The following is a 23,789-nucleotide window of genomic DNA, read 5'->3' as shown; positions in this document are numbered from 1 at the left end:
TTGACGGCGTCATCGCGATCCGGCTGACCTGGTTCATTGACTCGCTTTCTCTCTGCAATTTCGTTCAAGACCGCCGCTCGCCATGCCTCTACTCTGCGTGCTCGATCCAACGAAGAGGACAGCACCATGAACTCGCGGTATGCCGGATATCTGTTTTGCGCGCTGGCGATGCTCGGCGTCGGCAGCACGGTGGTGGTCAGCAAAGCGATCGCGGCCGGACTGCCGCCGTTCAGCGCGACCGCGCTGCGCTTCGCGATTGCCTTTCCGTTGTTCGTGCTGGTAATGCGTTGGCGAGGCGTGCGCTGGCCGCGTCTGGACCGGCGCGATACCTTGCTCGTCATCGCCCAGGCGGGCGCGGGCAGTGTCGGCTATACGGTGTTGCTGATCAGCGGGATGAAGCTCGCCTCGGCTGCCGATGCCGGCGTGATTGCCGGCACCTTGCCCGCCGTATCGGCCGGCGTCGCCATGCTCGCGCTCAGCGAGCGCCCCGCACCCGCGTTGATCGGCGCGATCCTGCTGGCGACGGCGGGCGTGCTGGTATGCACCGTGCATCCCGGCGAGTTCACCGCGCCGCATGCGGCAAGTTCTCTGGCGGGCAACGCGCTCGTGTTCCTCGCGATCGTCTGCGAGGCGCTGTTCATTCTGCTCAATCGCAAGCTGCGCACCGCGGTGGCGCCGTTGCCGCTGTCGGCGTTGATGTGCGGCATCGGCTTCGCGGTGGCGATCGTGCCGGCCTGCTTCGAAAAACCATGGACCTTGCCTGTCGATGCGAGCGCACTCGGCGGCGTGCTGTATTACGCGCTGGTGCCGACCGTGGCGGGCTTCGTGCTCTGGTATGCGGGGGCCGCGCGAATCAGCGGCGCGGAAGCGGGGTTGATGACCGCGCTCGTGCCGGTGAGCGCGGTCGCGTTGGCCGCGCTGGTGTTGGGCGAACCCGTCAGCGCGGCGCAACTGGCCGGCGTCGCGTGCGTGCTGGGCGCGGTATTGCTGGCCACTTTTGGGCAGATGCGCACGAGGCGCAGCGCGGCATGAGGCGCTGATGTCGCGCTGCGACTGCGCCTAAGCTAAGTATTGGCGACCGCCACCACGCCCGGATTGCCGACGATCGACAGAAATTCGCGGCGTGTCGACGGATCCGTGCGGAACGTGCCGATCATGCGCGAGGTGACCATCGTCACGCCGGCCTTGTGCACGCCGCGTGTCGACATGCATTGATGCGCGGCTTCGAGAATCACGCCGACGCCCGCTGGTTGCAGCACGTCGTTCAAGGTGTCAGCGATCTGCACTGTCATCTTCTCCTGGATCTGCAGGCGTTTGGCGAACGCATCGACGAGACGCGCCAGCTTGGAGATGCCGACCACGCGATGCTGCGGCAAATACGCCACGTGCGCGCGGCCGATGATCGGCACCATGTGATGTTCGCAATAGCTTTCGAAGCGGATGTCCTTCAGCACGATCATTTCGTCGTAGCCGTCCACTTCGGAGAAGGTGCGGGCAAGGATCTCACGCGGGTCGACCTGGTAGCCCGCGTAAAACTCCTCGTATGAGCGCACCACCCGCGCTGGCGTGTCGATCAGGCCTTCACGCGCCGGATCGTCGCCGGCCCAACGCAGCAACACACGAACCGCTGCTTCAGCTTCCTCGCGGCTCGGGCGCTCAGTGGCGGCTATGGGTTTGGTTTTCTTCGCCTTGCTGCTGGTCATCCGTCGCTCCTCCGGGATCGCGCGTCGGCGCTGTACGGAGCGCGCGGGTTCAATGAGTGCGGCCATTGTTCCATGTTTTGTGCCGCGTCGTGCCGATGTCCCTTTTCGCTGTCAGGGCGCGCCGCTCGGCCGCCGCTCATTTCGGCCATTCGTCCATTGCGTCGTTGAACAGTTCGGCAACCACGCCGCGCAGCCAACTGCCACGCGGATCGTTATGAAACTTGCGATGCCAATGCTGCCGCAGATCGAAATGCGGCAACGGCAGCGGCGGCTCGACCAGCGTGATCGACGCATGCTCCGACACGTACGCGAAGCCGATCGCGTGCGGCACGGTCGCCAGCAGATCGGTGCGCGCAAGGATGAACGGCAGGCTCATGAAGTGGGGCGTTTCGAGCACGGCTCGGCGTTTGATGCGCTTCTTTTCCAGGTATTGCTCGAGGACTTCCTGGCTGCGTCCTTCGGCGCGCACGACCGCATGACCCGACGCCACAAACTGCGCCAGCGTGAGCGGCGCCTTCGCCAGTGGATGGCCCGTGCGCATCAGGCAGATGAAGCGATGTGTGAAGAGCCGTTGCTGGAAGAAGTTATTGCCCGCCAGATCGGGGAAATAGCCGATGGCCAGATCGACGTCGCCCGATTCGAGCCCGCGTTCCACCTGTGACGGCGAGACCGACACCGAGCGCAGATTCGCGAACGGCGCACGTTCAGCGAAGAGTTGCAGAAGCCGCGGCAGAAACACGATCTCGCCGACGTCGGAAAGCGCGATCGAGAAAGTGTGAGTGCTGGTGGCCGGGTCGAATTCCTGCACATCGAGCATGCCTTTCTCGATGCGCAAGAGCGCGTCGCGCGCGGCGGGCAGGATGGCGAGCGCGCGCGGCGTGGGCTCCATGCCTTTGGACGTGCGCACGAAGAGCGGATCGTCGAAGTACTCCCGCAATTTTCCCAGCGCGGTGCTCACGCGTGGCTGGCTCACGCCGAGCTGCTCGGCGGCGCGGCTGACATTGCGCGTGTCTTCCATCGCAACCAGGTAGGGGATGAGGTTCAGATCCAGGTTTGTTTCGGACATGCTCGGTAACCTGCGGCGCGGGCCGCGTATTTGATATGTAGATAAAGGTTAGCCCAATAATCTCCCGTTAGGATAGTGCGATTCTCCGCTTTGGCCGGCCAACCCGAACAACTAACGGCATGGCAAGCAGCGAGAACCTATGATTAGGGGGAATTCCCTGCCTTGACAACGCGCACGAAGGACAACCATAATCGCCTCAGCGTTCGCTAAACGAATCCATGTTCATGTATCGAACAAATTTGAAGCGAGCAAACTAACGGCGCCAGCTTCGCATCGCACTTGGCGAGCCGCCGCCGGCATTGGCCCGGAGACCGTCCCGCTCGAACCCTGCCCGCAAGGCAGCCAGCCTGGCGGCACGCAGCGCCCCAAAAGGAAATTCGACATGATCAACAAGATTTTCGAGTCACTTCAATCGGCGGTCGCCGATGTCAACGACGGCGCGACCGTCATGATCGGAGGCTTCGGCACGGCCGGCATGCCGTCGGAGTTGATCGACGCGCTCATCGAACAGGGCGCGCGCGAGCTCACCATCGTCAACAACAATGCCGGTAACGGCGACATCGGGCTCGCTGCGCTGCTCAAAGCCAAGCGCGTGCGCAAGATCATCTGCTCGTTCCCGCGCCAAACCGATTCGTATGTGTTCGACGCGTTGTATCGCGCCGGAGAGATCGAACTCGAACTGGTGCCGCAGGGCAATCTGGCGGAGCGCATTCGCGCGGCGGGCGCGGGTATCGGCGGCTTCTTCACGCCGACCGGCTACGGCACGAGGCTCGCCGAAGGCAAGGAAACCCGTTTGATCGACGGCCGGCATTACGTGCTGGAGGCGCCGCTGCACGCGGACTTCGCGCTGATCAAGGCGTACAAGGGCGATCGCTGGGGCAATCTCACCTATCGCAAGACGGCGCGCAATTTTGGACCGATCATGGCAAGTGCGGCGAAAACCGCGATCGTGCAGGTGTCGCAAGTCGTGCCGCTCGGCGCGCTCGATCCGGAAAACATCGTGACGCCCGGCATTTTCGTGCAGCGCGTGATCGAAGTGCCGCAAGCGGCCCACGCCCCGATGCCCAATCCTCACGACGCTGCCGCCTGATTCGGAGACCGACATGAAAAAACTGACCCGCGATGAAATGGCCAAGCGCGTTGCGCAGGACATCCCCGAAGGCGCCTACGTGAACCTCGGCATCGGCGTGCCGACGCTGGTGGCGAACCACCTCGCCGCCGACAAGGAAATCTTCCTGCACAGCGAAAACGGCCTGCTCGGCATGGGCCCGGCGCCCGCCAAAGGCGAGGAAGACGACGAACTGATCAACGCCGGCAAGCAGCACGTCACGCTGCTCACGGGCGGCGCGTACTTCCACCACGCGGATTCGTTTGCGATGATGCGCGGCGGCCATCTGGACTTCTGCGTGCTCGGCGCCTTCCAGGTGTCGGCCAAGGGCGATCTGGCAAACTGGCACACCGGCGCGCCCGATGCGATTCCGGCAGTGGGCGGTGCGATGGATCTGGCGATCGGCGCGAAGCAGGTCTATGTGATGATGGAACATCTGACCAAGCAGGGCGAAAGCAAGATCGCCGCCGAATGCACGTACCCGGTGACGGGCGTAGGTTGCGTCGACCGCATCTATACGGATCTGGCGATGATCGATGTGACCGACCAGGGCCTCGTGGTGCGCGAGATTTTCTCGGACATCGATTTCGACGCATTGCACAAGCTGACCGGCGTGCCGCTGATCGACGGCACGCAAGCGGCGCGCGCGGCTTAACCAGGCTGAGCGAGACCGAGAGCCCGCGAGACGCGGTGAAGGCGCCGGCTAGCGTGCCGGCGCCGCGCGGCGCACACTTCACTTCCGATATCCTCGATCATCGACGTCATCATGCTCGAATCCAGCGCCCGTCTGACCGGCCTTCTTTGCGGCACGCAGCCGATGAACGACATCTGGGCGCCGCGTGCCACGCTGCAACGGATGCTCGATGTGGAAGCGGCGCTCGCGCGCGCTTCGGCCGCACATAGCGTGATTCCGCAGACGGCGGTGGCCGCGATCGAAGCCGCCTGTCAGGCCGACCAACTCGACGCCGACGCGCTCGCACGCGACGCCGCGCTCGGCGGCAACCTGGCGATTCCGCTCGTCAAGCAACTCACCGCGCGCGTCAAGGCAGCCGACGCCGAAGCGTCGAAATACGTGCATTGGGGCGCCACGAGCCAGGACATCATCGACACGGCGACGGTGCTGCAGCTGCGCGACACCTTCGATCTGCTCGACAGCGGCCTGCAATCCACCTGCGACGCCGTGGCGAAACTCGCGGCCGCGCATCGCGCCACGCCGATGATCGGCCGCACCTGGTTGCAGCAGGCACTGCCCATCACGCTCGGCCTGAAATTCGCGCAATGGCTCGACGCGCTGCTGCGTCATCGCGAGCGGCTCGATGCGTTGCGCGCTCGCGTGCTGGTGCTGCAATTCGGCGGCGCGGCGGGCACGCTGGCGAGTCTGCGCGATGCCGCGCCGCAAGTCACCCAGTCGCTCGCAAAAGAACTTGGCCTTGCCGTGCCGACGCTGCCGTGGCACACACAGCGCGATCGCATTGCCGAAACGGCGTCGCTGTTCGGCATGCTGATCGGCACGCTCGGCAAGATCGCGCGCGACATCTCGCTGCAGATGCAAACCGAAATCGACGAACTCGCCGAACCGGCAGCGGCCGGCAAGGGCGGTTCGTCGACGATGCCGCACAAGCGCAATCCGGTGGGCTGCGCGGCTGTGCTGACGGCCGCCGTGCGTGCACCGGGGCTGGTCGCCACGGTGTTCGCCGGCATGGTGCAGGAGCACGAACGCGCGCTCGGCGGCTGGCAAGCCGAGTGGGATGCGCTGCCGGACCTCGCGCGCCTCGCGGGCGGCGCGCTTGCCAACATCGAACAGATCGCCGCCGGCTTGAACGTGAACGTGCCGCGCCTTGCCGCCAATCTCGACGTCACGCATGGCCTGATTCTCGGCGAAGCGGTGATGCTCGCGCTCGGCGACAGCATCGGCCGGCTCGACGCGCATCATCTGGTGGAGCGCGCATCGAAAGCCGCGATCCGCGACGGTCAAACGCTGTTCGACGTGCTCGCCGCGGACCCGGCCGTCACCGCACATCTTCCGCTCGAGCGCCTGAAGCAACTGCTCGATCCCGCTCAATACGTCGGCCAGGCGCACGCTTATGTAGACGCCGCGCTGGCACTTCACACCACGCGCTCGCAGCGCGACCATTCAAGGGAGTAACCGGTATGCCTTACGCCGCAGTCAACGGCACCGAGCTTCACTATCGAATCGACGGCGACCGTCACGGCAACGCGCCGTGGATCGTCTTGTCGAATTCGCTCGGCACCGATCTGTCCATGTGGGCGCCGCAAGTCGCGGCGCTGTCGAAACACTTTCGCGTGCTGCGCTACGACACACGCGGCCACGGCCATTCGGAAGCGCCGAAAGGCCCGTACACGATCGAACAACTGACCGGCGACGTGATCGGCCTGATGGATACGCTGAAGATCGCCCGCGCGCATTTCTGCGGACTGTCGATGGGCGGCCTGACCGGCGTCGGATTGGCGGCGCGCCACGGCAACCGTTTCGAACGCGTCGTGCTGTGCAATACGGCGGCGCGCATCGGTTCGCCGGAAGTATGGGTGCCGCGCGCCGCGAAAGCGCGCAGCGAAGGCATGCTCGCGCTGGCCAGTGCCGTCCTGCCGCGTTGGTTCACGGCTGACTATATCGAGCGTGAGCCGGTGGTGCTGGCCATGATTCGCGACGTGTTCGTGCATACCGACAAGGAAGGCTACGCCTCGAATTGCGATGCCATCGACGCCACCGATCTGCGTCCTGAAGCGCCCGGCATCAAGCTGCCGGCGCTGGTGATCAGCGGCACGCACGATCTGGCCGCGACACCGGCGCAAGGCCGCGAACTGGCGCAGTCGATTGCGGGCGCGCGTTACGTGGAACTGGACGCCTCGCACATTTCCAACATCGAGAAAGCCGACGCTTTCACGAAGACTGTGATCGATTTCCTGACGGAGCAGAAATGAACGACGAAGATCGCTATGAAGCCGGACTCGATGTGCGACGCGCGGTGCTGGGCAGTGCGCACGTCGACCGGTCGCTTGCGAACCGTACCGAGTTGACGGAAGAGTTTCAGAATTTCATCACCCGTTATGCGTGGGGCGAAATCTGGACGCGTGATGGCTTGCCGCGCCACACGCGCAGCCTGCTGACCATCGCGATGATGGTCGCGCTCAATCGCAGCGAAGAACTCGCACTGCATCTGCGCGCCGCGAAGAACAACGGCGTGACGCGCGAGCAGATCAAGGAAGTGCTGTTGCAAACCGCGATCTATTGCGGCGTGCCGGCGGCGAATTCGGCGTTTCACCTCGCGGATAAGCTGTTCCGCGAAGATGACGCGGCGGCAGCGCAGCCGTAAGCAATGCCATAGAGACGACGTGCCAGGCAGCGTGCGAATGCGCGCTGCCTTTCAGCATTGACGATGTTTAGTTTCCATCCGGCCCGCAACGGGCTGTGATACGGATACCTGGTATCCGGCGGCGTTCGACCTGGACGCTGCGCACTGCGTGACTCACCCGCGAATTCCACTCCTCTTGATTTTTGCAGAAAATTCCTACATTGAGGCTGAATTTTCTTGCAGACATTTCAGCCTTTCTTGTTTGCATACCAGCATTTTCCAGAATTTTGCCGACCAAATTCGATAATAATATGAATGTTGGTCAATTCGAGGTTATTAATCTTTTGCATATTTTAGATGTGGATTTAATCACTTTCAGATAGTGATACTCCTTCGCGCGGGTTTGGCTGGTCCGTAGGACTTATTAAGAGCAATGGGGCAGGCTCCGGCGGGCGACTGGCGGAATCCTGGTGGGTTCCATTTGACGCCGCATGTTTCGCCGCTTCGTTGACCGCTTCATTGACCGTAAATCCAGCCGGCGCTGTTCAAGGCGATCTGCCAATATGAGCTTTACCTATAAACATGATGGCCGCGAGGAATCCCATCCTCGTGCCCATTTTAGTTCTCTCGTTTTACTTCCCTGGCAGCAACGCCATCTGATTGTCGCGCTGACCAAACGGGACATACTGAGCCGATATCGCGGGTCGGTGATGGGACTGACGTGGTCCATTGCTCAGCCGTTAATCATGCTCGCAATGTATACGGTTGTTTTCGGCACACTTTTGAAATCGCGCTGGCCTGGAACCGACAACAGTTTTCAGTTCGCCGTGATCCTGTTCGCAGGGCTCATTCTTTTCAATTTCTTCGCTGAGTGCCTGAATAGAGCGCCGAACATTATCACGACCCATGCCAACTACGTGACGAAGGTCGTCTTTCCGCTCGAGATCCTGCCGTGGATTGCGGTGGCCTCGGCGGCGTTTCACTTCCTGACGAGTTTTGCCGTCTGGATTGTCTTCGCACTGTGCGTCTACGGAAAGCTTCAGTGGACGATCGTGTTTTTACCGGCCCTCTTCATTCCACTCGCTTTAGTCGGCGTGGGGGTGGGCTGGCTGTTCGCCGCCACCGGCGTCTACGTGCGTGACCTGACGTATGTCACGGCGCTGCTTTCATCCATGTTGATGTTCCTGTCGCCGGTTTTTTACGCCCTCAATACTTTGACGCCCACTTTCAGGGCGCTCATTCTGGCCAACCCATTGACTTTCATTATCGAGCAGGCGCGGGCCGTCATGATCGCGGGCCAGTTGCCCGACTTCGCCGGGATAGCGATCTATCTGCTATGCAGCATCGGTTTCGCGTGGATCTGTCTGGCCTGGTTCCAGAAGACGCGCGAAGGATTCGCGGACGTTCTGTAAATGCCGGTGCTCATGGAATTGAATCAAGTTGGCAAGCCTGAAACCACGATTCGGGTGACACATGCCTCGAAGCGCTTCGACATATACGAAACGCCGCTCGACCGTCTCAAGCATATCGTCTTCCCCAAACGCACCAGGTATTCCAGGGAATTCTGGGCGCTTCGGGACGTATCGCTTTCGATGACTCGTGGCGAGACGGTCGGCATCATCGGGCGCAATGGCTCCGGCAAGTCCACACTTTTGCAGATCATTTGCGGAACACTGCGACCCACCGCGGGCGATATCGCGATCAACGGCCGCGTGGCCGCATTGCTCGAATTGGGAGCCGGTTTCAACCTGGAGTTTTCCGGTCGGGAAAACGTCTATCTGAACGCCGCCATGCTGGGAATGACGGCGGAACAGATCGAACGAAAATTCGCCAGCATCGAGCAGTTCGCGGAAATCGGCGATTTCATCGATCAGCCGGTCAAAACCTATTCGAGCGGCATGTATGTGCGGCTCGCGTTTGCCGTGGCCATTCACGTCGACCCCGCGGTCTTGATCATCGACGAAGCCCTTGCCGTGGGCGACGCGCGCTTCCAGGCGAAATGCTTCAACAAGATCAGGGAGCTTAAGGAATCGGGCGTCACGATTCTTTTCGTGTCGCATGACGTCGGCTCGGTGCGAACCTTGTGCGAGCGCGCCGTCTGGCTCGATGGTGGACGGGTTCGGATGGAGGGCAACGCGTTCGCCGTTACCGCGCAATACACGCAGTTCATGTCCGAAGGACTCGGCGAAAGCGAGGCGATCGGAATTTCCAGTCAGTCGGCAGACAGCGCGGCCGGTCATGATGAAGAAGCGAAGCAAAGCGATCAGATCACGGAAAGCGCGAGGCCGCTCGCCTCGAGCGCCAATGAGGAGCCCATCAATCACTGGGGGACGCATATCGGATCGATCGTGTCGGCCCAGGTCCTGGACTCGGCCTGCCGTCGCCAGAGCGTGTTCACGGCATTCGAGCCGATGATCGTCCGTTTGGCGATCCAACTCCCCGAAGGCGTCGATCGACGTGCCCTGAGTGTGGCCTTCTCCATCAAGGATACAAAAGGCACGGATCTGATCGTCCGAACCACCCACGACGAGAAAGGCATTGACTTCGATTTCGACGGCAGCGAGTTCGAAATCGAGTTTTGCTTGAGAAACCAGCTCAACACCGGCCGATATCTGCTCGTGGCGGCGCTTGAAGACCGGTCTGCGGCCGTGCCGCAGTACTACGAGTACATCGAGGGCGCCTGTTATTTCTCTTCCTATGTTGAAAGCGATCGATACGGGCTGTTCCTGCCGGACATCACAGAAAAAATACGCGTGGAAGAAATGCCTCTAGACAGGCAATGACGGCATCGGAAAGAGAAATTGGCCATAACGGCGACTCGAGAGGTTGGCCATGGACGGACAAGAAACAATGCTAGACGTAGTGCGCAGACAAACCCACGCATCGGTCGCGAAGCTGAGCGCTTCGATCTCCGACGCGGATGCTCATATCAGGCAACACAATCAGATTGCCGAGGAGCAGCGTCTCGCGCGCAGAGATCGCTATACGCTTGCGAAGCGGTTGTCGGACGCGTTGTCGGAAATCCACAGTCTCAAGCGCTCGCTGAACGAGGTGTCGAGCGAACTGTTGCTCGAGGTTCGAGAGCGCGAGCGGGTACAGGGCAGCCTCAGCGAAGTCTTCGAAAGCAGTTCGTGGAAGTTGACCGCGCCAATGCGACGGATCGCCAACGCGGCTTACGCGTTGGCGGCGCGCTGCAGGATGCCGACCGGTGCTGGCGTTCCCATGCAACAGATTGCCACGACGGACGTTGTGCCCATAACCAGCGGAGGCTACGAAGCCCACACGCGCGCCCAGGCGGCGTACTTTGGGAACTACGCCAAGGACCCGTCGAAACAAAGAAGGCACCAGATCAGCCGCCTGCTCGCGACCCATCCCGACCGTCGGGGCGTCGTACTGTGCCCGGTCGCCTATGATCTTTCGCTCAAACAGCGTCCCGACCACATCATGGCCGAGTTCGCAAAAGCGGGCTACCTGTGCGTGATGCTGGAGTTCGGCGGCCTATATCCCGTTGTCCAGCCCAAGGCAAAAAACCTGTACGTTTCCAATATGGTCGAGGATTTCCTCGGCTATTTCCAGGACGAACCGGTCACGCTCTATCTCCATTGGCCGGGCTTCAAGTACGTCGCTGATATTTGCCGCTCTGCATTGACGATCTACGATGTTCTCGATGACCTGACCGTCTTCGCGAACTATTCCGACGTCATGCGCTGCGATCATGAGGTCTTGCTGCAGATAGCGAATGTCTGCTTGTTCTCGTCGAATCCACTGTACGAAGCGAACCGCGCGAAGGTCACGAATGCGCTGCTGCTGGAAAACGGCGTCTATCCGGAAGACTTCATTCACGGCGAGCGCGAGCGATGCGACGTGCCCGCGAAGCTGTACGAGATGGCGGCGAACCGGCGGGTTGTCGGCTACCACGGCGCAATTTCCGAACTGCTCGATTTCGATTTGCTCGACGAAATCGTGCGACTCAACGATGTCGTGCTGCTGTTCGTCGGTCCCGTCGTCGCTTTCGAACCGCAATACGGCAACGAGGTTCAGGAGCGCATGGCGCGTCTGAATACGTTCGACAATTTCATTCACCTCGGCCCGAAACCGTATGCCGAACTGAAGCACTATCTCGCCTGGATCGATGTCGGCATCGTGCCGTTCATAGTCAGCGAGAAAACCGACCCCGTTTCGCCGCTGAAGCTGTTCGAGTATCTGGCCGCGGGGAAGCCGGCGATCGGAACGCCGACCCGGACCATCCGGGAATACGAACACGCCATCATCGTCGCCTCGGGAATCGACTTTGTGGATGCGGTTGCCAGCGGGCAGTGGTCGACCGCGTATACCGAGACCTCCGTGAAGGTCGCGCGTGCGCATGCCTGGCCGGTGCTTCACGCGCCGTTGCTCAGACAGGTCAACGCCAGGAACGTTGCGAAGCTGATGGCCACGTCTGCGCAGCGCACAGTGAAAGTAGACATCGTCAATGTCAACTTCTTCGACTGGAACGGCGAAACCGTCTATAAGGGCGGGGCGGAACGCTACGTCTACGACCTCGCAGTCGTGCTCCGTGGCATGGGCTGCGAGGTTCGCCTCCTGCAAAATGCGCTGGTGCCTTTCGAGCGCGAATTTCGGGGCGTCAAGGTCGTGGGGATTCACGCCGTGGACAACTTTGATTTCGAGAGGATGTCGAGCAAATACGCTGAGTTCTGCGCGGACGTCGATCTCATTATCGCGTCGCCGACCGAACTTGCCGCGTCGCTTGGAAAAAACAAGCGCGTCATCTCGATCAACCACGGCATCCATTGGGACGGGGCGTCCAATAACCTGGCGACGTTTGACCGGGGACGCTACGAAACGCTGTTCCGCGCACTTCGCAACAGTGACCAATGCGTCTGTGTCGATACGAACTTTATCAACTGGCTCCGAACCTATGACTGGGCTCTCGCCAATACGCTGAAGTACGTCCCGAACTACGTCGATCTCGAGTGTTTCAGGAGCAATCCGAAGAACTTCGAAACAGAGGAGTTATGCGTTCTCCTGCCGCGCCGGCTTTATGAAGCGCGAGGTCTCTATCTGACGATCAACGCGTTCGATGTTTTGTTTTCGCGGCGCTCGGATATCCGCCTGGTCCTGTGCGGTCAGGCAATCGACCGCGATGCGGAAGCGGTGAAAGCGTTCATGGCGCGTCATCCACACAAAGTGACGTGGATCGAATATGACATGGAGGACATGTACAAAGCCTATGTCGATAGCCATATCGTGCTGGTGCCGACCATGTATTCGGAAGGAACATCGCTCTCCTGCATCGAGGCTCTGGCGACCAATAACGCAGTCATCGCGACCAACGTCGGCGGACTGCCGAATCTGATCGTCGACGGCTATAACGGCAAGCTCATCCGTGCGGACTATATCGAGCTTGCTGCCGCTATCGAGGAACTGGCCGGTGATCGAACCAGGCTCGCCAGACTTGCTGCGCACGGACTCGAGTCCTCGGCCGCGTTTGCAAAGAAGGAATGGGAAAACCGCTGGCGCGAAGTCATCGAAAGCACGCTCGCTGTCGACTAGGTATCTATGTGCCTATCGCGAACGCTCACGCATCCGATGGAATGGACAGACCGACAAGCCTTCTTATGACAGACATCAACTCAAAGCAATACTGGGACCATCGTTTCTCGACTGACTGGGTCTCTGCCGGTGGACACGGGCAAACGCGATTCTTCGCGACGGTTGCGGCCAAGCTGATGCCGGACTGGTTCAAGTACCTGGTGTTGCGGGAGCAATGGACTATCTGCGACTGGGGTTGCGCGGAAGGGCAGGGGGTCGATGAACTGAGCAAATGGCTCGGCGTGAACTCCATCACCGGAGTTGATATTTCGGAAGTGGCGATCGAGAAGGCTCAAGCCTCGTTTCCGCATGGCCGTTTCAAAGCACAGTCGCTCGACGAGCTGGACGACTACGACGTTATTTTTTCGTCGAACACGCTGGAACATTTCGATAACCCGTTCGAAGTCGTCGCACTCCTCGCGGAGCATACGAAGCGCTTTCTGGTTCTGCTTCTGCCGTTTCAGGAATATGACCGGATTCCCGAGCATTTCTTCACGTTTGACCTGGACAACATTCCCGTCTGCCCGGTGCCCGGTTTCGCTGCCGTCGCTTGCCGCGTCGTCGATGCGGCGAAAATCAATATCAACTATTGGAATGGGAAGCAGATATTGGTCGTCTACGCGCGGCTCTCGGCGCTCGGAGACACCCAGCCCGATCTGCGCAATTTCTTTATAGGCGACGACACCTACGAAGCGTTCGCGCAAGAGCGTAGTCAAAGTATTGCCCTACAGCACGCCTCGGACAGGCAGCAGTTTGCGTCCCAGCTCGCTCAAACTCATAGCGAACAAGCTGCGATGAACGCGCTTCTCCAGTCGACAGAAAGGGCGCTGCGGGATGTATGCGCGGAACGCGACGCAGCGAAGGAGAAACTGACGCGGTCGCAAGAGACACTCGCCGAGCGGGATCAAGCGCTCGCCGAATTGAACCGGGCAATCACCGAGCGGGACCAGACAGTCGGCGAATTGAAGCAGGCAATCACCGAGCGCGAGCACACAATCGAGGCAGTGAAGCAGGAATGTGGCGCCCTGTCTGCCGAGACTGCTTCGCTTCATGCGCGCATCGAAAGGTTGCAGATCGAAGGCGAGCGTTACGCGAGGCTCCTAACCGAAGTCCGAGCACGCGCGGACGACGTCGAGCGGCAAATGGACACGATGCTGCGCTCGAAGACGTGGCGGTTCACAAGTGCGATCCGCCGGTTCCTCTGTAGGACACGGCTGCGTTAAGGCCCGATAGAAAGCAGTTGCCTACCCTTTACCAAGTCCAATTTCGGAACACGCTGTGAAAAAACGTAAGATCATCGTCACTATCGGAACTCGTCCTGAAGCGGTGAAAATGGCGCCGCTCGTCAAACAGTTACAGCGCGAGGAATGGGCGGACTGCCGCGTTCTCGCAACGGCGCAGCATCGCGGCATGCTCGATCAGGTGTTGCGTCTGTTCGAGATCAAAGCCGATATCGACCTCGACATCATGCAGCCCAACCAGTCTCTACCCATGCTGACTTCGCGGCTCATGGTTCGGCTGGATGAAGTGCTTGCCGCCGAACAGCCCGATGTGCTGCTCGCGCAGGGCGACACGACCACCGTACTGACGGCGGCGCTCGCCTCCTTTTACCGGCGCGTGCCGGTCGGACATGTCGAAGCCGGGCTGAGAACGGGCGATCTTTCAAATCCGTTTCCGGAAGAAATGAATCGTGTGGTTGCAAGCCGGCTCGCGCGCTGGCATTTCGCACCGACGGAGACCGCGAAACAGAACCTTCTCACAGAAGGCATTGATGCGGCGAGCGTGTTCGTCACCGGCAACACGGTCATTGACGCCTTGCTGGATGTGGCCGGTCGGTGCGACGGCGCGGCGCCGTTCAAGGGGGACAGCCGGCTGATTCTGGTGACGTCGCACCGTCGCGAGAATTTCGGCGCGGCGTTTCAGAACATCCTGCGAGCGATCAAGACGATCGCCGACGACAATCCCGACATCCATATCCTCTATCCCGTTCATCCGAATCCGAACGTGCGTGAGACGGCATACGCCCATCTCGACAACCATTCGCGAATCACGCTCTGCGAACCTCTGGATTATTTGCCGTTCGTTGCCGCGATGAAGCGGGCCTATCTGATCCTGACCGACTCCGGCGGCGTGCAGGAAGAGGCGCCCGCGCTCGGCAAACCGGTGCTCGTCCTGCGGCGCGAGACAGAGCGCCCTGAAGCGGTGGCGCATGATGTCGTGAAGCTCGTGGGCACCGACTATGCCGGCATTGTCTCGAACACGCAACGGCTGCTCGACGACCCGTCCGAATACAAGCGTATGGCGCGCGGCGTGTCGCCTTACGGTGACGGCCTGGCGTCCGGGAGAATCGTAAGCGTGTTGAGAGACCATTTTCAGGTGTAACGCCGTTTTGCGGTGGCGCGCTACGCCTCGCTATTCTGGCTCGCCTCATTCACAGCAAGCGCCGCCGCTTCTCCTGCCACCGGCGAGCTCGACCGCACCGCGCGCAACACCGTATCCTTGATGACCTCGCGCCAATGCGCGAGCGCCGCCTTGTCCATCATCGGCTCGCCGAGAAACGCGCCCAACGTGTACTGGTTGGCGTTATAGAAATAGCCGAGCGACGCGATCATCAGATAGACATCGCGCGCTTTGACATCCGCACGAAAGACGTGCTGCGCCTGACCCGCGTCCAGTAACTTTTGCACCACCGAAATCGCGTAGCCGGAAATCTCCTTCAGCTTCAATGATTTCTTCGCGTGCTTGCCCTGGTGCAGATTCTCGCTGGAGAGCAGCGTGACGAACTCCGGATGATCGAGGTAATACTGCCAGACGAATTCGACCATCTGTTCGAGCCCATGCACGGGATCCGCCAGATCGAGATCGAGCTTGCTTTCCGCTTCGTTGAATTGCGTATAGATGGTTTCGAGAACTTCGACGAACAGTTGTTCCTTGCTGCCGAAGTAGTAGTAAATCATGCGATCGTGCGAGCGCGCCGCCTTCGAAATACTTTCCACGCGTCCGCTCGCATAGCCCTGCTTGGCAAAGACCTTGATGGCCGCTTTCAGAATCTTGGCGCGCGTGTCCTGCGCCTGTTTCGCACGGATGCCGGTAGCGCCCGGCTTGCGGGCGGCGGTGGGACTCATGGCGGTCTCGAATCTCTTGTTAGCGTCAGGTTGAACGGCATGCGCCGCAGCCGGCCAAGGCACGGACGCGTCTTCATCATACAGCCCGCATGGACTGCTGCGGCATGCGCAGCGCGATCATTCACTTCGGCGTAGATTGAAGCGTGACCCACACGGCAATGTGGCATTGCACCAATCACGCGCACGCCGGTAAATACGTTGCGCAGACTAAATTGATCGAGTAGATTTCTAACGAGTTTGGTGTAGCGGATACTACACGAACGGTGAGTGACCGCAACATGGAAGTCGGCGGATCACGCGAAAGTGCCGGTAAACAGGCACTATTCGTCAGCCGGAGCGGGACCGATTGTAATGTCGTCGTATGGGAACCCCACCATGACAGAACATACGAAGGTCGATTTCGGTGCGGACAGCGTCGACGGCGAAACCGCCTCGACGCCGGGTCCGACCGTGCTCGAGAAGGCGGCGCCGCGCAGTGAGCGGATGGCGTCGAACAAGATCGAATGCAATGCCTGCCCGGTGCTGTGCCAGATATCCGAAGGGCGCACCGGAGCGTGCGATCGTTATGCGAACGCGGATGGGCGGTTGATTCGTGTCGACCCGGTGGTGTTCCTGTCGCGCGCGCCGTCAACGTCCGAAGCGAACGCCGCTATCGAATTCGGCGCCTCTTCCGAAGTGCATGACCCCGCGGCCGAACAGGCGTTGTTCGTGACCGGCGTCGGCGCTTCCTCCACCTATCCCGACTACAAGCCCGCGCCTTTTATCGTCGCCTCGAAACTCGACGACGTCGACATGATCACGGTCGTCACGGAAGGCATCTTCAGCTATTGCAGTTTCAAGGTGAAGATCGACACCGACCGCTTCCTCGGGCCGGAGCAATCGAACGTGCGTTGTCACGGCGAGATTGTCGGCCATGTGACGACGGCGGAATATGGCTCGCAGATGTTGAGTCTCGGTGGCGTGCATCATCTGACCGGCGGCAGCAAGAAAGAAGGCCGCGTGACGTGCGACATGATGCTCGCGCTCGGCAACAAGGAAGCGGTGGAGTTGAGCATCGACGGCGGCGCGAGTCTGGTGATTCGCGCGGGCGCGGCGCCGATCGTCGACGGCGTCGAGGAACAGCGCATGCGCGTGGGCTGCGGGTCGGCCACCATCGGCATCTTCGCGAAGCAATGGTTCGGCCATGCCGACGAAGTGGTGGTCGTCGACGATCACATTACCGGTGTGCTCACCGAACATCAGGCCGGACGCTGTCTCGGCATGACGCGTTCAGGTGTGAAGATTCGCGGACGCAAGTCGACGCCGGGCCGTTATTTTCAGGTGGCGAATCCGGGCACCGGCTGGGGCGGCACCGACATTCAGGACCCGCTCGCGATCGTCGAAGGCTTCGATCCCGCCGTCGCCAAACCCGGCATGCGCCTCCTGATGGTGTCGACCACCGGCGAGCACGCGCAGTGGTACGAACTGGATCAGGATCTTGTGCCGCGCATCACGGCGATGCCGGACGCGGTGCGCCACACCGTCGAGCGGATCGGCGAGAATTGCGAGCCTTCGCTCGCTACGGTGCTGTTTCTCGGCGGCGCGGGCGGCAGTCTGCGCGCGGGCGCCACGGAGAATCCGGTGCTGCTCACGCGCGCGATCAAACAGAAGCTGGTCAACGTGACCTGCGGCGGCGCGCCGGCTTATGTGTGGCCGGGCGGCGGGATCACCGTGATGGTAGATGTCTCACGCATGCCCGACCGTTCGTTCGGCACGGTGCCGACGCCCGCGATCGTCGCGCCGATCGAATTCACCATGACGTACGACACCTATCGCGATCTCGGCGGTCATCTCGACGCGGTGCGGTCATTGGAGAGCGTGCTCGCGAACGGGCCGGAACATACGGAGGGCGCGCCGCTCGCGCGACGTACGCTGCCGCGCAATCCCGACAACCCGTGGCCGCCCGCCATGCCGCCGATGCCTGGCTGACCGCGCCGACCGCGCTAATGTAACGACCGCAACGAACGCGACCGAAACAATGAACCCCACTCGCACCCGACTCGATGCGACCCGCTGGCATTGGCAGCATGGGCCGATCGATCTGATCCTCAGCGCGGACGGCACGCCCCAGTCGGTGCAGGCCGCGTATGAGGCGTGCTGGGCGCGCTTTGTCGACGTGTTGCCGGAGTTGGTCGGCGAGCTCAAGCGCCTGCGTCAACCGGTACCGGCCGAAGCCGCGTTGGACGACAGTGAATTGCAAGGCGCGGTGGCCCGCCGTATGTGGTCGGCCTGCCATCCTCACCGCGCGCGCTACATCACGCCGATGGCCGCGGTCGCGGGAAGCGTTGCCGATGAACTGATCACGGCGTTCGCACGCGAAGGCATCGCGCGCGCCTTCATCAACAACGGCGGCGATATCGCGCTCTATCTGACGGAAGGGCAGCAATACCGCGTCGGCGTGTTCGCAGACCTCGCGTCGTTTTCACCGGTGCGGCTATCGCGTGATCAGGCGCTCGACGCCAATCTGACGCTCGACGCCAGCCTGCCCATTCGCGGCATTGCGACGAGCGGCTGGCGCGGCCGCAGCTTCAGCCTCGGCATCGCCGACAGCGTCACCGTGCTCGCGCGCAACGCCGCCGCCGCCGACGCCGCCGCGACCATGATCGCCAACGCCGTCGATCTGGAACATGCCGGTATTCTGCGGCGTCCGGCTTCGTCGTTGAAAGACGATAGCGACCTTGGCGATATGCTCGTCACCGTCGACGTGCCGTCCTTGCCGCAGCCGCTGATCGACTTTGCGCTGTCGCGTGGAGTCGAAGCCGCGCAGCGTCTGCTCGAACGAGGCTTGATCGAAGGCGCCGCGCTATTCCTGCAAGGGCGGGTGCGCGTGGCCGGTATTCACGACACAGGCGGGCTGCACACGCAGCGCGCGCAGATCACAACGGAGGCTCCGTGTTCGAAATACGCCGCGTGCTGACGCACGTCGAAGATATCTTCCACGAGTTCGGCCCCCGCGCCCGCGCAGCCGCTCAGACGCGGCGCGATTGCCGCGGTGATGACGAACCCGTTCGCTGGCCGCTACGAAGCGAAAATCGAGCACGCGCTGGAAGCGCTCAAGCCGATCGGCTTCGATATGGCGCAACGGTTGCTGGCGGCGATGGCGGTGCAGCATGCGTCGATCGAGAGTTACGGCAAGGGCGCGATTGTCGGCGCGCGCGGCGAACTTGAACATGGTGCGTTGTGGCATGTTCCCGGCGGCTACGCGATGCGTGAGTTGCTGGAGAAGAATGGCGTGCCCACCAACGCCATCGTGCCGTCCACCAAGAAGGTCGGCGCGCCGTCCACCGCGCTCGACGTGCCGCTCACGCACGTCAACGCGAGCTACGTGCGCAGCCATTTCGACGCGATCGAAGTACGCGTGCCCGGCGCGCCCGCCGCCGATGAACTGGTGTATATCCTCGTGATGAGCACGGGGCAGCGCGTGCATGCGCGCGTCGGCGGCCTCGCGAAAGAGGCGATCGTGGGTAAGGACGGATTGCGCTGAGCGGCGCCTGGTTGGCGCAGTGAGATCACGCAGAGCAGGCATCGAAACTCGGAGAGCGAAATGGCAATCAAGCTTCGCAAGCTGGTCGTGCAAGTGGATGAAACACGCATTGAAATGGGCCAGGCCGTCGAGCCGCCGGCGCGCCGCGCGGTCGCGATCGCGGTGATCGACAATCCCTATGCCGGCCGTTACGAGGCCAAACTCGACGCGCTGATCGAAGCGGGCGAAGAGTTGGGCGCGCTGCTCGGCAACAAGTGTGTTCAAGCGCTGGGCATCGCGCCGGGCGAGGCGCAAAGCTACGGCAAGGCCGCCATCGTCGGCGAGGCGGGCGAACTGGAACATGCCGCGGCGATCCTGCATCCCAAGCTCGGCGCGCCGCTGCGGGTGGCGGTCGAAAAGGGCGCGGCGCTGGTCCCGTCGGCGAAGAAGATGGGCACGCTCGGCACCGCGATCGACGTGCCGCTCGGCCATAAAGACGCCGCCTTCGTGCGCAGCCATTTCGATGCGATCGAAGCGCGCGTGTCGGACGCGCCGCGTGCGAACGAAATCGTCGTGGCCGTCGCGGTGACGGCGTCGGGGCGGCCGCTGCCGCGCATCGGCGGCTTGCAGGTGAGCGAGATCAAAGGCGAAGACGGTTTGCGCTGAGTTTGCGTGAGGCGATTTCGCCGGCGCTCCGAATGAGCTAAGGGACTTTCTTCGGGGCGTATTGTATTGTCCTGCCGTTGACGCGTGCGCGCATGGTGCCGCACGCGCTGCAATGTCTGCCGATCGCGTTGAAGGCGCCAAAGCCGCGCCTTCGCCGTTCAGCAAGCTGCCAAGGGTCGCGATGCTTTCGAATTTGCTGGTACAGCTGGTCAACGGACTCGCCGACGCGTCGACGCTGTTTCTCGTCGCCGCCGGTTTGTCGCTGATCTTCGGCGTGACGCGCATCGTCAACTTTGCGCACGGCTCCTTCTATATGTTCGGCATCTATGTCGCGTACAGCATAGCGAGCCGTTTCGGACATACGGCGGGCGGCTTCTGGTTGTCGGTGCTGGCAGCGGCGCTGGTGGTCGCGGTACTGGGCGCGCTGGTCGAGATGGTCGTCCTGCGGCGCATCTACCAGGCGCCCGAGCTGTTTCATCTGCTCGCCACATTTGCGCTGGTGCTGATCTTTCGCGATGCCGCGCTGTGGCTGTGGGGCCCGGAAGACCTGTTCGGACCGCGTGCGCCGCATCTGGCGGGCGCGGTCGATTTCCTCGGCCATCCGCTGCCCACCTACGACATCGCGTTGATCGTGATCGGGCCGGTGGTGTTGCTGCTGCTCTGGTATGCGCTGACACGCACGCGTTGGGGCACGCTGGTGCGCGCCGCGACGCAGGATCGCGAGATGCTCGGCGCGCTCGGCATCAATCAGGCGTGGCTGTTTACCGGTGTGTTTTTCGTCGGCGCGTTTCTCGCTGGGTTAGGCGGCGCGCTGCAAGGGCCGCGCATGTCGGCGAATCTGTCGCTGGACCTGGAGACGATCGGCAACGCGTTCGTGGTGGTGGTGGTCGGCGGCATGGGCTCGATCCCGGGTGCGTTCATTGCCGCGCTGATCATCGCGGAGATCAAGGCGCTGTGCATCGGCATCGGGCATGTGACGATCTTCGGCGTCGGGTTGTCGCTGAGCCGGTTTACGCTCGTCGCGGAGTTTGTCGTGATGGCGGTCGTGCTGGTGGTGCGTCCTTGGGGTTTGCTCGGCCGCGCGAGCGCCGCGGTGCGCGGCATGGCGGCGCCGGAAACGCCTTTGCGGCCGGCGGGCAAACGGCTCAAGGGGCTGGCCGCCATCGCCTTGCTCGTTCTCGTGCTTGCGCCATTGGCGGCCAACGCGTTTCCGTACATGCCCGTGCTGCTGGTCGAAATCCTGATCGCCGTGCTGTTTGCAACGAGCCTGCATTTCATCATGGGACCGGGCGGCATGCATTCGTTCGGCCACGCCGCGTACTTCGGATTGGGCGCATACGGCGCCGCGCTGTTCCTCAAAGTGCTGAATCTGCCGATGGAAGCCGCCTTGCTGCTCGGACCGCTATTGGCGGTGGCCGGCGCGCTGGTGTTCGGCTGGTTCTGCGTGCGGCTCTCCGGCGTCTATCTCGCGATGCTGACGCTCGCGTTTCGCGCAGATCGTCTGGTCGGTCGTGTTCCAGTGGGACGACGTGACGGGCGGCAGCAACGGCATTCTCGGGTTGTGGCCGTCGAACTGGTTGTCCTCGCCGGTGGCCTTCTATTACGTGACGCTCGTCTGCGCCGTGATCGGCGTGTGGTTGTTGCGCAAGATGCTATTTTCGCCGCTCGGCTACGCGATGCGCGCGTCGCGTGACTCGGTGCTGCGCGCCGAAGCGATCGGCATCGACGTGAAGCGCGTGCAATGGGCCGCGTTCGTGATCGCATCGCTGTTCTGCGGGCTCGCCGGATCTCTGTATGCGTTTTCCAAGGGCACGATCTCGCCGGAAGTGATCAGCGTGAGCCGTTCCGTGGACGGCCTCGTCATGGTGCTGCTCGGCGGCTTGCAGACACTCACCGGGCCGATTGTGGGCGCGGCCGTGTTCACGTGGCTGCAAGACACGGTCGCGCGGCAAACCGATTATTGGCAGGCGCTGCTGGGCTTCGCGATTTTGTTGCTGGTGATCGCGTTTCCGCAGGGAATCGTCGGCTTCATTCGCGAGCGTTTCGGCGACGACAGCGCCGACCAGGCGGAACAGACCGCCGTCTCGCCTTCCCAACGTACCGCGATCAAGGAGGGGCTATGAGCTTGCTGCGCGTCGCCGGTCTCTCCAAATCGTTCGGCGGCCTCAAGGCGGTCGACGATGTCTCGTTCGATCTCGAAGCCGGTCAATTGCTGGCCTTGCTCGGACCGAACGGCGCGGGCAAATCGACCTGTTTCAACATGGTCAACGGGCAGTTGCCGCCTTCGTCCGGATCGATTCGTCTCGACGGTCAAGAGCTGGTCGGCATGCGTCCGCGCGACATCTGGCGGCTGGGCGTGGGCCGCACGTTTCAGATCGCCGCGACCTTCAATTCCATGACCGTGATCGAGAACGTGCAGATGGCGTTGGTCTCGCGCGAACGCAAAACCTTTGGTCTATGGCAATCCGCGGGCTCGCGCTATGCCGATGAAGCCCTCGCGCTGCTCGACCAGGTCGGCATGGCCGCGGATGCGAACCGCGCTTGCGGCGTGCTCGCGTACGGCGACGTGAAGCGCGTCGAACTCGCGATCGCGCTCGCCAACCGCCCGAAGCTGCTGCTGATGGATGAACCCACCGCCGGCATGGCGCCGAAGGAGCGCAATGAATTGATGGCGCTGACCAAGCGTCTTGTCACCGAACACAAGATCGGCGTGCTGTTTACCGAGCACAGCATGGACGTCGTATTCGCGTACGCCGATCGCCTGATCGTGCTCGCGCGCGGCAAGCTGATCGCCGAGGGCGACGCCGACACGATCCGCAACGACCCGCGTGTACAGGAAGTCTATTTCGGCACCGGCAAGACGTTCCAGCCGCACGCGCCGCTGCACGAGGCGGCGGGCGGCCATCAAGGTCAAGGAGCGCTGCAATGAGCGAGCCGATGCTGAAAGTCTCCGGCCTCAACGCGTTCTACGGCCGTGCGCACATTCTGTTCGACGTCGGCCTCGAAGTGGGGCGAGGCGAAGTCGTGGCGTTGATGGGCCGCAACGGTGCAGGCAAATCCACCACGATGAAAGCGGTGATGGGTTTGCTGCCGCGCCGTCAGGGCGAAGTGAATTTTCGTGGGCAGAACATTACGGCGTTGCCGCCGTACAGGATCGCACGCATGGGCATGGGTTTCGTGCCCGAAGATCGGCGCGTGTTCGCGGATCTGACCGTGATGGAAAATCTCGACACGGGCCGCCAGCCGCCGCGCGACGGCGCGCCGCAATGGACGCCGGAAAAATTGTTTCGCCTCTTTCCCAATCTCGGCGAAATGCCGCAACGTCCGGGCGGCCAGATGAGCGGCGGCGAGCAGCAGATGCTCACCGTGTCGCGCACGCTGATGGGCAATCCGTATCTGGTGCTGCTCGACGAACCGTCCGAAGGCGTGGCGCCGGTGATCGTCGAACAGATGGCGAACATGATTCTCGAACTCAAGCGCGAAGGGCTGTCGATTCTGTTGTCCGAACAAAACCTGCACTTCGCCGAGCTGGTCAGCGACCGCGCGTATGTGCTCGAAAAAGGGCAGATCCGCTTTAGCGGCACGATCGGCGAACTCGCACAGAACGAAACAGTGAGGCGCGCTTATCTGAGCGTGTGATTCCACCGGACAGCGCAGCGCGCACTGAGTGGCGCGCTGCGCGGCGCCGGGTAGTCGTTCCAAACTCGCGTTGT

19 protein-coding genes and 2 pseudogenes are annotated in these 23,789 nt (G+C 62.0%); 18 read left to right on the top strand and 3 right to left on the bottom strand.

Annotation, left to right across the window (positions count from 1 at the left end; all coding sequences use genetic code 11):
- Positions 1-126: 126 nt before the first annotated feature.
- Positions 127-1,032, top strand: coding sequence for a DMT family transporter (locus B0G74_RS27530; RefSeq protein WP_132378206.1), 906 nt, complete (start codon positions 127-129; stop codon positions 1,030-1,032).
- Between the two features lie 32 nt (positions 1,033-1,064).
- On the opposite strand, the gene folE is transcribed toward B0G74_RS27530, so the two are convergent.
- Both folE and B0G74_RS27520 read right to left on the bottom strand, forming a co-directional pair.
- Positions 1,065-1,703 carry a GTP cyclohydrolase I FolE gene (gene folE, locus B0G74_RS27525; protein ID WP_132378204.1) on the bottom strand — a complete coding sequence of 213 codons (639 nt, stop codon included), beginning with the start codon at positions 1,701-1,703 and terminating at the stop codon, positions 1,065-1,067.
- A gap of 136 nt (positions 1,704-1,839) precedes the next feature.
- The gene (locus tag B0G74_RS27520; RefSeq protein WP_132378202.1) at positions 1,840-2,769 is read right to left on the bottom strand and encodes a LysR family transcriptional regulator; all 930 of its coding nucleotides are present in this window, start codon (positions 2,767-2,769) and stop codon (positions 1,840-1,842) included.
- A 382-nt stretch (positions 2,770-3,151) separates the two neighbouring features.
- Between B0G74_RS27520 and B0G74_RS27515 the strand changes: the two genes are divergently transcribed.
- From B0G74_RS27515 to wecB, 10 genes are all read left to right on the top strand, one after another.
- Complete coding sequence (locus B0G74_RS27515; protein WP_132378200.1) at positions 3,152-3,859, top strand: 3-oxoacid CoA-transferase subunit A; 708 nt, start codon at positions 3,152-3,154, stop codon at positions 3,857-3,859.
- Positions 3,860-3,872: 13 nt separating this feature from the next.
- A complete protein-coding gene (locus B0G74_RS27510; protein ID WP_132378198.1) occupies positions 3,873-4,532 on the top strand; it encodes a 3-oxoacid CoA-transferase subunit B in 660 nt (219 codons plus the stop codon).
- Between the two features lie 111 nt (positions 4,533-4,643).
- Complete coding sequence (locus B0G74_RS27505; RefSeq protein ID WP_132378196.1) at positions 4,644-6,023, top strand: 3-carboxy-cis,cis-muconate cycloisomerase; 1,380 nt, start codon at positions 4,644-4,646, stop codon at positions 6,021-6,023.
- Positions 6,024-6,028: 5 nt separating this feature from the next.
- Positions 6,029-6,820: a 3-oxoadipate enol-lactonase gene (gene pcaD, locus B0G74_RS27500; RefSeq protein ID WP_132378194.1), complete on the top strand. Its 792-nt coding sequence runs from the start codon at positions 6,029-6,031 to the stop codon at positions 6,818-6,820.
- A complete protein-coding gene (pcaC, locus tag B0G74_RS27495; RefSeq protein ID WP_132378192.1) occupies positions 6,817-7,212 on the top strand; it encodes a 4-carboxymuconolactone decarboxylase in 396 nt (131 codons plus the stop codon). The genes pcaD and pcaC overlap by 4 nt, the downstream gene beginning before the upstream one ends.
- 542 nt (positions 7,213-7,754) lie before the next feature.
- The gene (locus B0G74_RS27490) at positions 7,755-8,603 is read left to right on the top strand and encodes an ABC transporter permease (protein ID WP_132378190.1); all 849 of its coding nucleotides are present in this window, start codon (positions 7,755-7,757) and stop codon (positions 8,601-8,603) included.
- A complete protein-coding gene (locus B0G74_RS27485) occupies positions 8,604-9,974 on the top strand; it encodes an ABC transporter ATP-binding protein (RefSeq protein WP_132378189.1) in 1,371 nt (456 codons plus the stop codon). It abuts the gene before it with no gap.
- A gap of 67 nt (positions 9,975-10,041) precedes the next feature.
- The gene (locus B0G74_RS27480; RefSeq protein ID WP_243658318.1) at positions 10,042-12,744 is read left to right on the top strand and encodes a glycosyltransferase; all 2,703 of its coding nucleotides are present in this window, start codon (positions 10,042-10,044) and stop codon (positions 12,742-12,744) included.
- Complete coding sequence (locus B0G74_RS27475) at positions 12,693-14,006, top strand: methyltransferase domain-containing protein (protein ID WP_243658317.1); 1,314 nt, start codon at positions 12,693-12,695, stop codon at positions 14,004-14,006. Before B0G74_RS27480 ends, B0G74_RS27475 begins: the two co-directional genes overlap by 52 nt.
- 55 nt (positions 14,007-14,061) lie before the next feature.
- Positions 14,062-15,165: a UDP-N-acetylglucosamine 2-epimerase (non-hydrolyzing) gene (gene wecB, locus B0G74_RS27470; protein WP_132378185.1), complete on the top strand. Its 1,104-nt coding sequence runs from the start codon at positions 14,062-14,064 to the stop codon at positions 15,163-15,165.
- Positions 15,166-15,185: 20 nt separating this feature from the next.
- On the opposite strand, the gene B0G74_RS27465 is transcribed toward wecB, so the two are convergent.
- Positions 15,186-15,908, bottom strand: coding sequence for a TetR family transcriptional regulator (locus tag B0G74_RS27465; protein ID WP_132378183.1), 723 nt, complete (start codon positions 15,906-15,908; stop codon positions 15,186-15,188).
- Positions 15,909-16,283: 375 nt separating this feature from the next.
- Here B0G74_RS27465 and B0G74_RS27460 point away from each other — a divergent pair, with 375 nt between their 5' ends.
- From B0G74_RS27460 to B0G74_RS27430, 7 genes and pseudogenes are all read left to right on the top strand, one after another.
- Positions 16,284-17,876, top strand: coding sequence for a 6-hydroxynicotinate reductase (locus B0G74_RS27460; RefSeq protein ID WP_132378181.1), 1,593 nt, complete (start codon positions 16,284-16,286; stop codon positions 17,874-17,876).
- Positions 17,877-17,925: 49 nt separating this feature from the next.
- A complete protein-coding gene (locus B0G74_RS27455; RefSeq protein WP_132378179.1) occupies positions 17,926-18,864 on the top strand; it encodes a UPF0280 family protein in 939 nt (312 codons plus the stop codon).
- A pseudogene (locus tag B0G74_RS27450) lies at positions 18,840-19,431 on the top strand (amino acid synthesis family protein). Before B0G74_RS27455 ends, B0G74_RS27450 begins: the two are co-directional and overlap by 25 nt.
- Before the next feature lie 60 nt (positions 19,432-19,491).
- On the top strand, positions 19,492-20,076 hold the full coding sequence (locus B0G74_RS27445) for an amino acid synthesis family protein (RefSeq protein ID WP_106276889.1): 585 nt from the start codon (positions 19,492-19,494) through the stop codon (positions 20,074-20,076).
- A 181-nt stretch (positions 20,077-20,257) separates the two neighbouring features.
- A pseudogene (locus tag B0G74_RS27440) lies at positions 20,258-22,199 on the top strand (ABC transporter permease).
- Positions 22,196-23,005 (top strand): ABC transporter ATP-binding protein, encoded by an 810-nt coding sequence (locus B0G74_RS27435; RefSeq protein ID WP_132378177.1) that lies wholly within the window; start codon positions 22,196-22,198, stop codon positions 23,003-23,005. The pseudogene B0G74_RS27440 and the gene B0G74_RS27435 overlap by 4 nt, the downstream one beginning before the upstream one ends.
- Complete coding sequence (locus tag B0G74_RS27430; protein ID WP_132378175.1) at positions 23,002-23,715, top strand: ABC transporter ATP-binding protein; 714 nt, start codon at positions 23,002-23,004, stop codon at positions 23,713-23,715. Before B0G74_RS27435 ends, B0G74_RS27430 begins: the two co-directional genes overlap by 4 nt.
- Positions 23,716-23,789: the final 74 nt, after the last annotated feature.

Source organism: Paraburkholderia sp. BL9I2N2 (assembly GCF_004339745.1).
GTDB lineage: Bacteria > Pseudomonadota > Gammaproteobacteria > Burkholderiales > Burkholderiaceae > Paraburkholderia.
The sequence above is the reverse complement of the archived record's forward strand: the minus strand, read 5'-3'. Positions and strand labels throughout refer to the sequence as shown.